Origin of the sequence: Mesorhizobium sp. M8A.F.Ca.ET.021.01.1.1, from assembly GCF_003998025.1 — a bacterium.
Classification (GTDB): Bacteria; Pseudomonadota; Alphaproteobacteria; order Rhizobiales; family Rhizobiaceae; genus Mesorhizobium.
In genome coordinates, this window is sequence record NZ_RZSJ01000084.1 from 1 (window position 1) to 15,187 (window position 15,187).

The 15,187-nt window shown below is 63.9% G+C and carries 14 protein-coding genes; 8 read left to right on the forward strand and 6 right to left on the reverse strand.

The genetic code is table 11. The features are described 5' to 3' along the window. Positions 1–175: 175 nt before the first annotated feature. Entirely contained in the window at positions 176–823 is a 648-nt protein-coding gene (locus EOA36_RS09755; protein WP_127277239.1) for a ThuA domain-containing protein, read from the reverse strand. Between the two features lie 54 nt (positions 824–877). Beyond that, on the reverse strand, positions 878–1,900 hold the full coding sequence (locus EOA36_RS09760; RefSeq protein ID WP_127277241.1) for an LLM class flavin-dependent oxidoreductase: 1,023 nt from the start codon (positions 1,898–1,900) through the stop codon (positions 878–880). Positions 1,901–2,029: 129 nt separating this feature from the next. On the opposite strand from EOA36_RS09760, the gene EOA36_RS09765 reads away from it, so the two are divergent. Together EOA36_RS09765 and EOA36_RS09770 are read left to right on the forward strand one after the other, a co-directional pair. Then, on the forward strand, positions 2,030–3,112 hold the full coding sequence (locus EOA36_RS09765; RefSeq protein WP_127277243.1) for a CaiB/BaiF CoA-transferase family protein: 1,083 nt from the start codon (positions 2,030–2,032) through the stop codon (positions 3,110–3,112). 78 nt (positions 3,113–3,190) lie between these two features. Next, positions 3,191–3,691 (forward strand): peptide deformylase, encoded by a 501-nt coding sequence (locus EOA36_RS09770; protein ID WP_127277245.1) that lies wholly within the window; start codon positions 3,191–3,193, stop codon positions 3,689–3,691. Positions 3,692–3,703: 12 nt separating this feature from the next. Here EOA36_RS09770 and EOA36_RS09775 read toward each other — a convergent pair whose 3' ends face one another. The 3 genes from EOA36_RS09775 to EOA36_RS09785 form a co-directional block, all read right to left on the reverse strand. Further along, a complete protein-coding gene (locus EOA36_RS09775; RefSeq protein ID WP_127277247.1) occupies positions 3,704–3,982 on the reverse strand; it encodes a hypothetical protein in 279 nt (92 codons plus the stop codon). A 101-nt stretch (positions 3,983–4,083) separates the two neighbouring features. Then, positions 4,084–5,580 carry an aldehyde dehydrogenase family protein gene (locus tag EOA36_RS09780; protein WP_127277249.1) on the reverse strand — a complete coding sequence of 499 codons (1,497 nt, stop codon included), beginning with the start codon at positions 5,578–5,580 and terminating at the stop codon, positions 4,084–4,086. Between the two features lie 170 nt (positions 5,581–5,750). Further along, entirely contained in the window at positions 5,751–6,887 is a 1,137-nt protein-coding gene (locus tag EOA36_RS09785; RefSeq protein WP_127277251.1) for an FAD-binding oxidoreductase, read from the reverse strand. Positions 6,888–7,032: 145 nt separating this feature from the next. On the opposite strand from EOA36_RS09785, the gene EOA36_RS09790 reads away from it, so the two are divergent. From EOA36_RS09790 to EOA36_RS09815, 6 genes are all read left to right on the forward strand, one after another. Next, on the forward strand, positions 7,033–7,701 hold the full coding sequence (locus EOA36_RS09790) for an XRE family transcriptional regulator (RefSeq protein WP_127277253.1): 669 nt from the start codon (positions 7,033–7,035) through the stop codon (positions 7,699–7,701). A gap of 127 nt (positions 7,702–7,828) precedes the next feature. Further along, the gene (locus EOA36_RS09795) at positions 7,829–9,376 is read left to right on the forward strand and encodes an ABC transporter substrate-binding protein (protein WP_127277255.1); all 1,548 of its coding nucleotides are present in this window, start codon (positions 7,829–7,831) and stop codon (positions 9,374–9,376) included. A gap of 17 nt (positions 9,377–9,393) precedes the next feature. After that, positions 9,394–10,410, forward strand: coding sequence for an ABC transporter permease (locus tag EOA36_RS09800; protein ID WP_127277257.1), 1,017 nt, complete (start codon positions 9,394–9,396; stop codon positions 10,408–10,410). Further along, positions 10,410–11,294: a D,D-dipeptide ABC transporter permease gene (gene ddpC, locus EOA36_RS09805; RefSeq protein WP_127277259.1), complete on the forward strand. Its 885-nt coding sequence runs from the start codon at positions 10,410–10,412 to the stop codon at positions 11,292–11,294. The genes EOA36_RS09800 and ddpC overlap by 1 nt, the downstream gene beginning before the upstream one ends. Next, positions 11,291–12,286 carry an ABC transporter ATP-binding protein gene (locus tag EOA36_RS09810; RefSeq protein ID WP_127277261.1) on the forward strand — a complete coding sequence of 332 codons (996 nt, stop codon included), beginning with the start codon at positions 11,291–11,293 and terminating at the stop codon, positions 12,284–12,286. The genes ddpC and EOA36_RS09810 overlap by 4 nt, the downstream gene beginning before the upstream one ends. Then, positions 12,283–13,293 (forward strand): ABC transporter ATP-binding protein, encoded by a 1,011-nt coding sequence (locus tag EOA36_RS09815; protein ID WP_127277263.1) that lies wholly within the window; start codon positions 12,283–12,285, stop codon positions 13,291–13,293. The genes EOA36_RS09810 and EOA36_RS09815 overlap by 4 nt, the downstream gene beginning before the upstream one ends. A gap of 123 nt (positions 13,294–13,416) precedes the next feature. On the opposite strand, the gene EOA36_RS09820 is transcribed toward EOA36_RS09815, so the two are convergent. Then, positions 13,417–14,886, reverse strand: a complete 1,470-nt coding sequence (locus EOA36_RS09820; protein ID WP_127277265.1) for a M81 family metallopeptidase — start codon at positions 14,884–14,886, stop codon at positions 13,417–13,419. Positions 14,887–15,187: the final 301 nt, after the last annotated feature.

A 15,187-nucleotide genomic window follows, 5' to 3' on the forward strand; every position in this document is an offset into this window, starting at 1 on the left:
GCACCAGCGCCTCCATAGCCCCTGGCGCGGCGCGTATGGCTCGATCGTGACGGCGGTGGTGCGGCTGGAGGATGGACGCACCGCAGGCGCCTATGCGGTTACGGGTGGGATCGGGGAGCGAAGTAGTGAAAAGCGCAACGTCCACCGTCGAGTTCTGTCACGCCCCCCTTTGCCGCTACCCCCGCGCGGCCCACAGCAAGCCGCGCTCGACCATCAGCGCCATTTCCGGCACCGCGAACTCATCCGCGATGTGGCCGAGGGAACTGTAAAAGACCTTGCCCGCGCCATACCGGCGCTTCCAGACGACCGGCATGACGACACCGTCGATGCCGGGGAAATGCGCGTCGGTGAATGTGGTTGTCGCCAGCACTTCGTTGCCCGGGTCGACATGCATGTAATATTGCTCCGACCTATAGGCGAAATCACTGACGCCTTTCGTGATCGGATCGTCCGGCCGGGTGATGACGACGCGATAGTCGATGATGTCGCCGGGATGCGCGACCCATTGGCCGCCGGTCATGAACTGATAGTCGGGCTCATTGCGAAAGCTGTCGCCCATCGTGCCGTGGAAGCCGCCGAGCCCGCTCCCTTGGCGAACGGCCTGCGTCAGGTTCTTCAGCTCGGCCTTTTCGATCGTCGACATGGTGATGACAGGCACGATGAGATCGAATGAGGCAAGGTCCGGGTCGGCGAACATCGCCGTGCCGTGGCCGATCGTCACCGTGAAACCGTTGCGCTCCAGCATGTCGCGCACGACATTGGCGCTGCGCTCAGGTGTGTGGCCTTCCCAGCCGCCCCAGGCAATCAACGCCTTCTTCGCCATACCGTGAACCTCCGTGAACCGCCCGCCATGGCGGATGGTTACACGGCGCGGCGCTCAGCGCCACCCCAGTCCAGGCGCGACGTGCTTCAGGATCGCCTCGAGGACATGGGCGTTGTAGTCGACGCCGAGTTGGTTGGGCACGGTGAGCAGCAGCGTGTCGGCCTCGGCGATCGCCTCGTCCTGCGCCAATTCCTTGATCAGCACATCCGGCTCGGCGGCATAGCTGCGGCCGAAGATCGCCCGCGTATTCTCCTCGATGAAGCCGATCTGGTCGCGGCTCTCATTGCCGCGGCCGAAATAGGCGCGGTCGCGATCATCGACCAACGCGAAGATGCTGCGGCTGACCGAGACGCGCGGTTCGCGCTTGTGCCCGGCCGTCTTCCAGGCCTCGCGATAGACGCGGATCTGCTCGGCCTGCTGGACATGGAACGGCTTGCCGCTCTCGTCGAATTTCAGCGTCGAGCTCTGCAAATTCATGCCGAGCTTGGCCGCCCATTCCGAGGTGGCGTTGGTGGCCGCGCCCCACCAGATGCGCTCGCGCAGGCCTTCCGAATGCGGCTCGAGCCTGAGCAGGCCGGGCGGATTGGGGAACATCGGCCGTGGATTGGGCTGGCCAAAGCCTTCGCCGCGCAGCGTGTCGAGGAAGACCTCGGCGTGATGCCGCGCCATGTCGGCGTCGGTCTGGCCTTCCTGCGGCTGGTAGCCGAAATAGCGCCAGCCATCGATGACCTGTTCGGGCGAGCCACGGCTGATGCCGAGCTGCAGACGTCCGCCGGCGATGATGTCGGCGGCGCCGGCATCCTCGGCCATGTAGAGCGGGTTCTCGTAGCGCATGTCGATGACCGCCGTGCCGATCTCGATACGGCTGGTCTTGGCGCCGACGGCAGCCAGCAGCGGGAATGGCGAGGCGAGCTGGCGGGCGAAGTGATGCACGCGGAAATAGGCCCCGTTGGCGCCAAGCTGCTCGGCGGCGACGGCGAGATCGATGGATTGCAGCAGCGCGTCCGACGCCGAGCGCACCTGCGATTGCGACGAGGGCGTCCAATGCCCGAATGACAGGAAACCGATTTTTTTCATGGCCCTGAAGTATATGCCGGCGGCACATGCTTCAATGGCGAAAGAGCGGGGTTACACACCGTCGCCCTCTCGATACCAAACGTTCGCGATAACCAAGGCGCCAAAGGGTCGACCGCTGTGGAGGATGGGATGCTCAGGGGAATCCGCATCGTCGAGATCGAAGCGCTGGGACCGGCGCCCTTCGCCGGCATGCTGCTCGCCGATCTCGGCGCCGATGTCATCGTCGCCCACCGCAAGTACGCGTCCATGCCGGGTGCGCCGGAGCGCTCGCTGCTCGATCGCGGCAAGCGCTCTATCGCGCTCGACCTCAAGGACGCCGGGGACGTGGCCGTGCTGATGCGCCTCATCGCCACCGCCGACGGGCTGATCGAGGGGTTCCGGCCCGGCGTGATGGAGCGTCTTGGGCTCGGCCCGGATGCCTGCCTCACGGTCAACCCGCGCCTGGTTTACGGCCGCATGACCGGCTGGGGCCAGGACGGACCGCTGGCCGCCACCGCCGGGCACGACATGAACTATATCGGCCTGTCGGGCGCGCTCTGGTACGCCTCCTTGCCCGGCGAGCCGCCCATGGCGCCGCCGACGCTGGTCGGCGACATAGGCGGCGGCGCGCTCTATCTGGTGGTCGGCATGCTGGCTGGCATCATCAACGCGCGCACCAGAGGTAAAGGCACCGTGGTCGACGCCGCGATCGTCGACGGCTCGGCCCATATGATGAACCTGTTGATGTCGCTCGGCCAGTCCGGCGCCCTCGCAACGGAGCGCGGTCAAAGCCTTCTGGATGGGCCGCATTGGTGCCGCGTCTACCGCACGTCGGAGGGTAGCTTCATCAGCGTCCAGTGCATCGAGCCGAAATTCTACGCGCTCTTCCTCGACAGGCTTGGCCTCGCCGCCGATCCAAACTTCGCCCGGCAGTTCGATCGCGAGCTCTGGCCGGAGCTCGGCGACCGGCTGGCGGCGATCTTTGCCGCGAAACCCCGTGACGAATGGATCAGCCTGTTCGAAGGGTCCGACGCCTGCGTCGGGCCGGTGCTGGGCCCGCATGAATCCGCCCTGCATCCGCATATGGCCGCGCGCGGTACATGGCAGGCGGTGGACGGCGCGCTTCAAGCGGCTGCGGCACCGCGCTTTTCCAGCGCGCGTTGGACGCCGCCCAAATGCCCGGCGCGCGGCGAACACGATGCCGAAATCCGTGCGGACCTGGCGGAGCCGTGATGGCGTCCGTGCTATGCCGGTATTCGCCGGTCGCACGGCCCCACCAGACGAAGATGATTGGCGGATAGGACGAGGTCCATGGCGGTTCGGTCGATCATAAAATTCCCCAATCCCCTCCTCCGTGCCGTGGCCGAGCCCGTAGAGCTGTTCGACGGCGACCTGCACGGTTTGGCCGGCGATCTCATCGACACCATGCACGCGGCGCCAGGGATAGGCATTACCGGCCCGCATGTCGGCATCTTGAAACGCCTGGTCGTGATCCAGCTTCCTTCCGCGGCAAAGCCGGGAATCTATGTAAATCCATCCGTTATCCAGGCCTCGACCGAGATGGTCCGTCATGAGGAAGGCAGCGTTTCCATGCCCGGCGTCACCGAGGACATCGAGCGGCACGCCCGCATACGCGTCCGCTATCAGGATCTGGATGGCAATGAGCGGTTCGAGGATGCCGAGGGTCTGCTGGCGGTTTGCCATCAGCATGAGATCGACCAGCTCGACGGGCTGTTCTGGACGCACAGGCTGACGCGCCTCAAGCGCGACCGGCTGATCAAGCGCTACGGCAAGTTGATGCGAGCGTCGTAGGCGCCAGGCCGTCTACTTCCCGCAGTGGTGATCGTTGATCTTGTTTATCGCAAACCCGTCCGGCCCTGTCCGCTGGTAGGAGCAGGCCCCCGCGGCCGTCGTGACCAACTGCTGGTCATAATAGCGCGGGCCGCCGAACAGGAAATCGATGAGATCGTCCTCGGCCGGAACATAGCGTTCCTGTTCGCCCTGTTGATTGTGGCGGTGCTTGGCCCCGGCGAATGCCGTGGAAGACATGCAGCAGCCCATTGCGAGGGCAAGAACACAAATCGCCAGCCGTTTGGTCGTCATCGCAAAACACCCTTCTGTTCGGTGTCCATCCTATATCCAAATCCTCAGATGACGAAAAGTTCCTGAACGCGGGCCTTGCCAGCACCTGAATACCAGCACAGCTAGTCGGTCTGGATCCAGACCGACTTGGTCTCCAGATACTCATGCAGATGCTCGATGCCGCCCTCGCGGCCATAGCCGGACATCTTCATGCCGCCGAACGGCACGGCGGGGTCGATGGCATGGTACATGTTGACCCACACCGAGCCGGACTTCACCCGGCGCGCCAGCTTGTGCGCGGTGCCGAGATTGGTGGTGAAGATGCCGGCGGCCAGCCCGTAGGGCGTCGCATTGGCGCGCGCGACGGCCTCGTCCAGCGTGTCGAACGGCATCGCCGAAATGACGGGCCCGAAGATCTCTTCGCGCGCGATGGTCATGGTGTCCGACACCGCGCCGAAGACGGTCGGCGCGATGAAGTTGCCGCCGTCATAGAGCGCGCCCGTCAGCCGCGAGCCGCCGGCGACCAGTTCGGCGCCTTCGTCGCTGCCGGCCTTGATGTAACCCTCCACCTTGCCGGCCTGCCGGGCGTTGATCAGCGGCCCGATTTCGGTTTCCGCCTCGATGCCGTGGCCGACGCGCAGGCTGCCGGCGAACTCGGCGAGCCGCCGCACGAACTCGTCATGGATCTCGCGCGCCACGAACAGGCGCGAGCCGGCAATGCAGATCTGGCCCGAATGCACGAACACCGCCATGGCCGCGATGGGAACAGCCTTGTCGATATCGGCGTCGCGGCAGACGATGATCGGTGACTTGCCGCCAAGCTCGAGCGAGACGCGCTTGAGATTGGTGACGCCCGCCCGCGCGATCGCCTGGCCGGTAAGCGTCGAGCCGGTGAAGACGATCTTGTTGACGTCGGGATGCTCGGCAAGCCGCGCGCCCGCTTCGGCGCCGGTTCCGGTGACGATGTTGACGACGCCGTCGGGCACGCCCGCTTCCTGCATCAGCCGCGCGATCAGCAGCGGCGTCAGCGATGCTTCCTCCGAGGGTTTCAGCACGATGGTGCAGCCCGTTGCGAGTGCCGGCGCGATCTTCCAGATCGAGGCGGCGGTCGGCGCATTCCAGGGAATGATCGCACCGACGACGCCCACGGGCTCGCGCCGGGTGAAGGTGACGATCTCGCCCGGAATGGAATTGTCTATGGATTCGCCGTGCAGAGCGGTCGCCATGCCGGCATAGAAGCGCAGCATGCCGATGACGCGGCGCCGGTTGGCCAGCGTGCGCGTGATCGGCAGTCCCATGTCGAGCGTGTCGGAGACGCTGAGCTCTTCCCAATGAGTCTCGAACAGATCGGCGATCCTGAGCAACACGCATTGCCGCTCATAGGGCGAGAATGTCGACCATGGCCCTTCGAAGGCCGCGCGCGCTGCCGCCACCGCCGCGTCGACATCGGCGGCTGCGCCGAGCGGCACGGTCGCCAGCACTTCGCCGGTCGCCGGGTTGAGCGCCCGCATCACCTCGCCGGACTGCGCCGCAACCCACTGGCCGCCGATGAACATCGGCCGGAATTCGCCGTGGTAGAGCGTCGCGGCCTTCGCCCTCGGGTCGAAATTCACCGTCATCTCGTCCTCCTCACGAATTCCATGGCGACTATTACTCCCGGTGGGAGCGACCTCAAGCAAGGAAAGCTGAAAGGGCGTTCTCGACCCGGAGCACGCAGCGCATCGCCCGGGCCCGGCGGTCCTGACGAGGCCACGCGCATGTCCGGCAACATGGGCGCCTCAACAGTCATTCACCTCGGTCGTGGCCCATGAAAGCGGGCCGGCGACAACAGGCTGGGATCGGCGCCTTCGCCAAGAAATGGCTTGGGCAGGTCGCTTCCGGTCACCAGGGCCGCGGTCAGTTGACCGAGCGCGGGTCCGGTCTGGATGCCGTAGCCGCCTTGTCCTGCCAGCCAGAAGAAGCCCTCGACATGGGGGTCCCAACCGACCGCCGGCGTCTTGTCCGCAAAGAACGACCGCAGCCCCGCCCAACTGCGCGACACATGCGTTACCGGCAGCGCGGCGGCCTGTTGAACGCGATCGACTGCGATGGCGATATCGATCTCCTCGGGCTGTGCATCACACGGTTCGCTCGGCGTCTCGTCGGCTGGTGAGAGCAACAGCATTCCCGAGGATGGTTTGAAATAGAACATCTCGTCGGCATCGATCACGCCCGGCCAGTCCTTGGCGTTGATGCCGGGTGGCGTTTCGACAAGCATTGCGGTCCGTCGTTTCGGGACCAGGCCAAGCGGCGTGGCTCCTGCCATGGCGGCCACCTGGTCCGCCCATGCACCCGCCGCGTCGACCAGGACGGGCGCCTCGAAGACGCCGGCCGTGGTCGTCACGATCCATGTGCCACCAATCCGCTCGATCGCCTCGACCCGAGCATTGGTGACGACCCGCGCGCCCTGACGGCGTGAGCCTCGCAGAAAGCCCTGGTGAAGAGTATCGACATCGATGTCCATCGCCGAACGGTCCAGAAACGCGCTCGCCTCGTATTCAGGTCGCAGGATTGGAATGACCGATCGGGAAGCGTCGGGGTCGAGCCATTCGATGGCTGTTGCCGATTCCGCGACCCTCTCGGCAAACAGCGCCTCCAGCCTTGGCCTCTGCGCGGCCGTGCCGATCGACATCGTGCCACGAGGTGTCAGCAAGGGTACGTCGCAGAAGCCGGACGGCGGCTCGAGGAAGAACCGCCGACTGGCGCGCGTAAACGCGCGGATAGCGACGTTGCCGTAACCCTCGATGAAGAGAGCGGCGGACCGTCCCGTTGTGTGCATGCCGCAATGGGCTTCGGCTTCAAGCACGGTCACCTGTCGACCAGCCGCAAGAAAGAAAGCCGCCGAGGCGCCAGCCATGCCGCCGCCGATGATAAGAACGTCCTGCATGGCTTCCCTCTTGCAAGCGCCGGCAACCAAGCAGAATATTTCCGATCGGTCAAACCTCTTTCCTATGATAAAGGCGGCGCCGCTTGCGAGTCGACTTTGTCCAGTCCCAACCCTAGACTGCCGCCAATGTCGAAAAGGGTCCGCCATGAGCGATTCGAAGCCAAGCCTGGGAGAATGCCTCAAACTGCTGCGCCGGGAGCGGGGCTGGACGCTGACGCAGGTCGCCCAGATGTCGGGGCTCGCCGTCTCCACCCTGTCGAAGGTCGAGAACAACCAGATGTCGCTGACCTATGACAAGCTGCTGCAGCTTGCCCAAGGGCTCAAGGTCGACATAACCGAGCTCTTCGGCGTGAGAAAGGCCAGCGCCTCCCCCATCGCGCACGGCGCGCGTGCCGTCAGCCGGCTTGAGGACGGGCGGATCGTCGAGACCCCCAACTATGTCTACCGCTTTCTATGCACGGAACTGTCGCGCAAGGAAATGATCCCCATGCTGGGGTCAATCACCCAGCAAAGCATCGAAACGTTCGGCGAGCTCATCCGTCATCCCGGCCAGGAATTCACTTATGTCCTCGAAGGCGAAGTCGAGCTGCACACCGACGTCTACGAGACGCTGAGGCTGAAAACAGGAGAGTCGGTCTACTTCGAAAGCACGATGGGACACGCCTATGTCAGCGTCGGCGACACGCCGGCCCGGATCCTGTGCGTGTGCACGTCGGCATCCGGCCAGTCGGAGCAGACCATCATCAACGGCGCCAAAAGCGTGCGTCCTCATGACGAGCGCGAGACTGCCGACACGGAAATGACACTTGGCTAATTAGAAAAATATCTTTCCTATCAGAAAAATCGGCTTGCCATCCGAAATGCGGGTGTTAGCGTGGGCGAAAGGCATCCCTCGGTCATCCCGTGAGAGATGCAAAACACAAGCTCGAGGGGAGCGCATCATGTTGTTACGTCGCCTGCCGACTTTTGCGGCATTTGCCGCTTTGACAGCCTTGACCTTTGCGGCGCCGAGCTGGGCCACCGACAAGGATGTCCTGGTCATCGCCAAGGCCGAGGATCCGCCCACGGCCGACCCCGGCGTCGAGGTCAGCAACAACGGCTATACGCTGATCTTTCCGGCCTACGAGCGTCTGGTGAAATATGACGGCGCCAAGACCGAGGTGATTCCGGAGCTTGCCGAGAGCTGGACCACTGCGCCCGACAACCTCAGCTGGACTTTCAAGCTGGCGTCGGGACACATGTTCGACGATGGTTCGCCGGTCGATGCCGCCGCGGTCAAATATTCATTCGACCGCGTAAAAAAGCTGGCGGCTGGCCCGGGCGACATGTTCCCGACCATCAAGGATGTCGTCATTGTCGACCCGCAGACCGTGAAGTTCGAATTGTCGGCGCCGTTTGCGCCGTTCCTGTCGGCGCTCGCCACTTCGGCCGGATCGATCGTCAATCCCAAGGCGCAAGAGCACGCGGTCAACGGCGACGACGCGAAGGCCTGGCTCGCCGAGCACAGCGCCGGCAGCGGCGCTTTCAAAATTTCGGGCTGGGAGCGCAACCAGCAGATCACGCTCGATCCCAATCCCCACTATGCCGGCAAGGCGCCGGCTTTCAAGCAGGTCATCTTCAAGATCGTACGCGAGATGTCATCGCGTCGCCTGCAGCTGGAGAACGGAGACGCCGACCTGATCGACCAGGTTCCGGTCGACCAGGCCGAGGCCATGAAATCAAGCGCCGGGGTGGTCATCGAGAGCAATCCCAGCCTCTATGTCGTCTATCTCTATTTGAACAACAAGAAAGCGCCCTTCGACAATCCGAAGGTCCGTCAGGCCATATCCTATGCGGCCGACTACAAGGGGCTGGTCGATGGCGTCATGCAGGGCCAGGCCGAACAGATGCGCGGGGCTGTCCCGGACGGCATGTGGGGCCATGACCCGCAGGGCATGCAGTACAGCTACGATCTGGAGAAGGCCAAGCAACTGCTTGCCGACGCCGGTGTTTCCAATCTGCACATCAGCTTCACCTATTCGCAGGCCGACTCCGCCTGGGAGCCGGTGGGGCTTGCGCTGCAGGCCTCGCTCGCCGAAATCGGCGTCACGATGGATATGAAGAATGTCGCCGACACGACCAAGCGCGAACTGGTCGCCAAGGGCGACTACGACATCGCGACGGGCGCGTGGACGCCCGATTTCGCCGATCCGTTCATGTTCATGAACATCTGGTTCGACCCCACCAAGATGGGAGCCCCCGGCAACCGGGCCTTCTATGAAAACCCGAAAGTGACCGATTTGATCACCCAGGCGCTCGCGACCGTCGACCAGAAGAAGCGTGAGCAGCTCTATATCGACGCGCAGAAAATCACCAACGAGGATGCACCTTACGTCCTTCTGTTCCAGAAGAACGACATCTTCGCCATGCGATCCTCGGTGAAGGGGTACGTCTACAATCCGATGCTGATCCAGGTCTACAACATCGCCGATATGTCTAAGTCCGAATAGAAATCGGCGCCGAAGGCATGTCGCTTATTTCAACAATCCTTCGGCGCCTCGTCTTGCTGGTCTTCGTGGTGGCTGGCGTCGCGGTCATAACCTTCACGATTTCGCATTTGATCCCCGGCGATCCGGCGCAGCTGATCGCCGGTGACAAGGCTTCAGCCGAGACGTTGGCGCATGTGCGCCAGGAGCTTGGTCTGGACAAGCCCGTCACCCAGCAGTTCGTAATATACGTCAAGCAACTCCTGTCGGGCGATCTCGGCCAGTCCTTGCGGACACGGCGCCCGGTGGCCGGCGATATTGCCCTGTTCCTGCCCGCCACGCTCGAGCTCGGCATCGCCGCGCTGGTGACGGCGATCATGATTGGCGTGCCGCTCGGTGTGCTTTCGGCAATCTACAAGGACGGACCGGTCGACCAGGCGGCGCGTGTCGTGTCGGTTGCCGGCATTTCAATGCCGGTATTCTGGTTCGGGCTGGCGCTCATCCTCCTGTTCTACGTCAAGATACCGATCCTGCCGGGCAGCGGCCGCATCACGCTTGGCATCGCCGCGCCGCCGCGCATCACCGGCTTCTTCCTGGTCGACTCGCTGGTCGCCGGCGACCTGAAAGCCTTCTGGTCGTCGCTCTATCACCTCATCCTGCCGGCCTTTGTCCTCGCCTTCGCCAATCTCGGCATCATCACGCGCCAGATTCGGGCCTCGATGCTGGATGTCCTGCAGGAGGATTATGTGCGCACCGCGCGTGCGAATGGTTTGTCGCGATCGGCGGTCATCCTGCGGCACGCCTTGCCCAATGCCCTGATCCCGTCGGTGACGCTGCTTGGCCTCGCCTTCGGTGATCTGCTCTACGGCGCGGTGCTGACCGAAACGATCTTCGCCTGGCCAGGCATGGGGAGTTATGTGGTGTCATCGATCCAGACGCTCGATTTTCCCGCGATCATGGGCTTCACCATCGTCGCCTCGCTGGGGTACGTGCTGATCAATCTCGCGGTCGATCTGACCTATATGGTGCTCGACCCACAGATCAGGGAACTCGGCTGATGGCGGCGGATGGCATCGTCACATCGCCCCGGCCGGCTGCGCGGCTTCGCGCGGGACGGTTGTGGTATCGCGTGAAGGAAAGTCCTCTCACTCTGGTCGGCGCCGCGATCGCGCTGGCGGTGCTGTTTGTGATCATGGCCGCGCCCCTGCTGGCGCCCTACCCGCCCGACAAGATCTCACTTGCAGCACGGCTTGCCGCGCCCAGCCCGCAGCACCTCTTCGGCACCGATGAGGTCGGGCGCGACCTGTTTTCGCGGGTGCTCTTCGGCGCGCGCGCGTCCTGCGGCATCGCCTTTGCCATCGTCATCATCTCGACCTTTATCGGCTCGATCATCGGCTGCCTGTCCGGCGTTGTCGGCGGCATCGTCGACACCGCGATCATGCGGCTGATGGATGTCTTCCTGGCGCTGCCGGCACTCATCCTCGCCATGGCGCTGGCCGCGGCGTTGGGACCGAGCCTGTTCAACGCCATGCTGGCCGTCGCCGTGGTGCGGGTGCCCGCCTATGTGCGGCTGGCGCGTGGGCAGACGCTGTCGCTGCGCAACCGCACCTATGTGAAGGCATCGCGCAGCTTCGGGGCTTCGCCCGCCTATATGCTGCGCTGGCACATACTGCCTAACGCCCTGTCGCCCATCATCGTTCAGGCGACCCTGGATCTTGGTGGCACCATCCTGACGGCGGCGGCTTTGAGCTTCATCGGCCTCGGCGCCCAGCCGCCGACGTCTGAATGGGGCTCCATGGTGTCGAGCGGGCGCAACTATTTCCTCGACCAGTGGTGGTATGTCACCTTTCCCGGCCTGGCCATTCTGATCAGCGCCATGGGTTTCAACCTGCTGGGTGACGGATTGCGCGACATGCTCGATCCCAGGCTGGGTGGCCGATGACCGAACCGTCCGGCGATGTCCTGCTCGAAATCTCCGACCTTTCGCTCGAGTTCCGCACCTATCGCGGGCCGATCAAGGCGCTGAACGGGGTCAGCCTCAATGTCCGTGCCGGCGAGATCGTCGGCATCGTGGGAGAATCCGGGTGCGGCAAATCGGTGACCATGATGGCGGCGACGCGGCTTTTGCCCAAGGGCAGCGCGCACATTACCGGCGGCGGCATCCGTCTGTTCGGCAACGATCCGATGACGCTCAGCGAGCGTGAACTCCAGCACGTGCGCGGGCGGCTGGTGTCGACCATCTTCCAGGAACCGATGAACGCCCTCAACCCGACCCGACGGATCGGCGAGCAGATCGTCGAAGTCATCCGCCGTCACCAGCGTCTCGACAAAGCGGCCGCGACGAGCAAAGCCTCAGGGCTGCTGCGTGACATGCTGATCAGCGAGCCGGAGCGGATCATGCAGGCCTATCCGTTCGAGCTTTCCGGAGGCATGCGACAGCGCGTGCTGATCGCCATGGCCTTCTCCTGCGAACCCAAGCTCATTATCGCCGACGAGCCGACGACGGCACTCGACGTGACGGTGCAGGCGCTGATCCTGGGCCTCATCAAACACAAGGCGATGAGCACGGGAACGGCCGTTGTTTTCATATCGCATGACATGGCCGTGGTGTCGCAGCTTTGCGACCGGCTCTACGTGCTTTACGCGGGACGGGTCGCGGAAGCCGGAACGACCGAGTCGGTGCTGGCAGCGCCAGCCCATCCCTACACCCGCGCCTTGATACGCTGTCTGCCGGGGCTGGCGCCACCCAAGCAGCCGCTGGAGCAGATCCCCGGTACCTTGCCCGACCTGCTTGACCCGCCTGCCGGCTGCCTCTTTCGAGCGCGCTGCCGCGAGGCGAATGATCGTTGCGTCTCGGTACCGCCGCTGGCTGCCATGGAGCCGGCCCGCCGCGCCGCCTGCTGGCGCCGTATCGAGGAGACGCAAGCCGCGTGACCCAGCCTCCGCTCCTCTCCGTCGAAGACCTGGAAGTCCGCTACCGTGTCACCTCGGGCTGGTTCGGCGGCGCCGACGTCCATGCCGTCAATGGCGTCTCGTTCAGCGTGGCCGAAGGCGAGACGGTCGGCATTGTCGGGGAATCCGGCTGCGGAAAAACCACGCTTGGGCAGGCGATCCTCGGCCTGACCGACATTTCCGCCGGTGCCATCAAACTCAGGGGAACCGAACGGGACCGCGCACGGCGCAGCCAATTGCAGATCATTTTTCAGGATCCCCAATCGTCGCTCGATCCGCGTCTTCCGGTCTGGCGCCTGATCACCGAACCTCTGCACATTCGCGGCGGCTACACCCGCAAACAACTGATCGGGCGCGCAACCGAACTGGCCGTCTCGGTCGGCTTGCGGCCGGAGCATGTCGATCGCTATCCGCACGAGTTCTCGGGCGGCCAGCGCCAGCGCATCGCGATTGCCAGGGCACTCGCCGTTGAACCGGCGCTGCTGGTCCTCGATGAGCCGACCTCGGCGTTGGACGTGTCGGTACAGGCGCAGATCGTCAATCTGCTGCTGTCGCTGCAGGCGGAGCGCAAGCTATCCTACGTGCTCATCTCGCATGACGTGTCGCTGGTGCGCCACGTGGCCGATCGTGTCGCCGTCATGTATCTCGGCCAGATCGTCGAGGAAGGCCCGACGCTTGACGTGCTTGACGCTCCCAGACATCCCTATACCAAGACGCTCCTCGATGCCGTTCCGAGTTTCGACCGTCCACTGACCTCGATCGCACCACGCGCCGGCGAATTGCCGAGCAACCGAACACTGCCGACCGGCTGCTTCTTCCGCGAGCGCTGCCCTTCCGCGACGACCGGCTGCGAACTGCCGCAGGTTTTGGCACCCGCCGACGGGTTGCGAGCAGTCCGCTGTCATCTGGTCACGCGCGCAACCGATACGGCGGTGCCGCGCACGGCGCCGCGACCGGTATTTTCCTCCCCGAATGATGCGATTGCTTAGAGCAATTCCAGGAAAAGTGCGTAGCGGTTTTCCCGGGAGAAGCGCGTAGCGCTTCCCCTTGGGAATTGCGTAAAAACAAGAAGCTAGAGCGGGTCGGGCGATTCTTTCAAACGCTGAACCGCTCTAAGCCGCGTCGGCCGCGAATGGATCTTCCACTTTCGGCCAATAGGGCGTCTTGAGCTTTGTGTAGGGGATCGCGGCGAAGTTGGGCTGGGTCGCACCGGGCGGCGCGCAGAACAGGATGCGCTTGGCGATCGGTGCGAAACCAGCCTGGAAATGGTAATTGGATTTGACGATGACGATGCGCCGCTCGCTTGGATCGAGACCGAGCGCGGTCATGCAGTCGGGATGGAAGACCTGCGTGCGTACCGTGTTGATGATCAGGTCGATGCCGCCGTCGGTGGTAACCCATGCCGCATCCCCGAGCGGCCACGGCATGGTGCCGAACAGCTGCGTCAGCTCGCGACCGAGGCCTTTTACCGTAACGCGCAGATCGACAGGCATGCCCGAGAACACGCCGCACTTGCCGCCGACCCGCAGGTTTATGGTACCGCCGACCCCGGCCTCGACGCAGAAGCGATAGGCGATCGGGTCCCAGTACATTGCGCTGGCCACGTTCCCGATGCCGCGCTCTATCAGCCGGCGCAGGATGTAGGTGGAGTCCCCCGGCGCGCCGCCGCCGGCATTGTCCGAAACATCCGCGATGACGACCGGCCCTTGCGGCTCGGCGAGCGCGATATCGAGCGCCTCGTCGATGCCGAGGAATTTCGGGATCAGGTCGTTGCGCAATGCGAAAAGCTGCTTGCCGAACCTTTCGGCTGTGCGCTCGGCAAGCGACTTGTCATCGTTGGTGACGACCAGCATGCGGGCTCCGACATCCTCGACGTCGCCATGCGGAAAACCATGTCCGAGCGACACTGATAGTATGCCAGGCTCGGCCTCGGCGGCGATCATGCCATCGACGAAGCCGCGCATCGGCTGCTCCTGCACCCGGAAGGTGCTGATCATGCGGCAGTCGTAGAGCGCCATCACCGGCCTGACCTTGCCCTCCACCGCGTCGACGACAATGCGGTAGAGCTCGCCGGCACGGTCCATGATGTCGGTGTGCGGATATTCCTTGTAAGCGACGATGGCGGTGGCGTTGTCGACCATCTTCTGGGTTGTGTGGCAGTGCAGATCGAGCTCTGCCCCGACCGGGATGTCGGGGCCGACGACAGCCCTGACATGCGCGAGAAGATCACCCTCGGTATCGTCATAGCCTTCCGCGACGAAAGCGCCATGCAGCGCCAGAAGCACGCAGTCGACCGGCATGGCGGCCTTGAGCTCGTCGAGGATCTCGTCGCGGAACTGCTCGTAGACATTGCGGATGGTTATGCCTCCGGGCTCGGCGCAGACGCACAGGCTTTCCACGATCTCGTGCCCGTCGGCTTCGCCGCGCTGACGCCACACGAACAGCTGGCAGGACGGCTCGTTCAATGCCTTCGAGGTGGCGTCGCCCCGCGCAATGCCCATTTCCTCGAAACTGTGGTAGCCGGTCGGGATGGGCGCGAACGTGTTGGTCTCCGTGTCCATCCCCGCTATGAAAATGCGCATTCTTTTGTCCTCAACCCATCTTTCGTTTAAGAAAAATCTTTTCTCATCATCAAACTATTATATGATTTCCGCAAGCACCTGGACCATGTAAGAGCTGCGCCAGACCGCGTTCACGCGGCATCCGGCGGGTGGCACAGAATCGGAAATTCACATGCATCTTCACCCGCTCGACGATCTGGTGCTGGACGAAACCACCAAGGCCATTCCGCCAGGCGTTGCGGTCCGTCTTCATGATGTCGGTTCGCTGGGCTGGAACGTCCTGCGCGGAGATGTGCCGCTGCCAGCAGCGGTCATCAGGGAG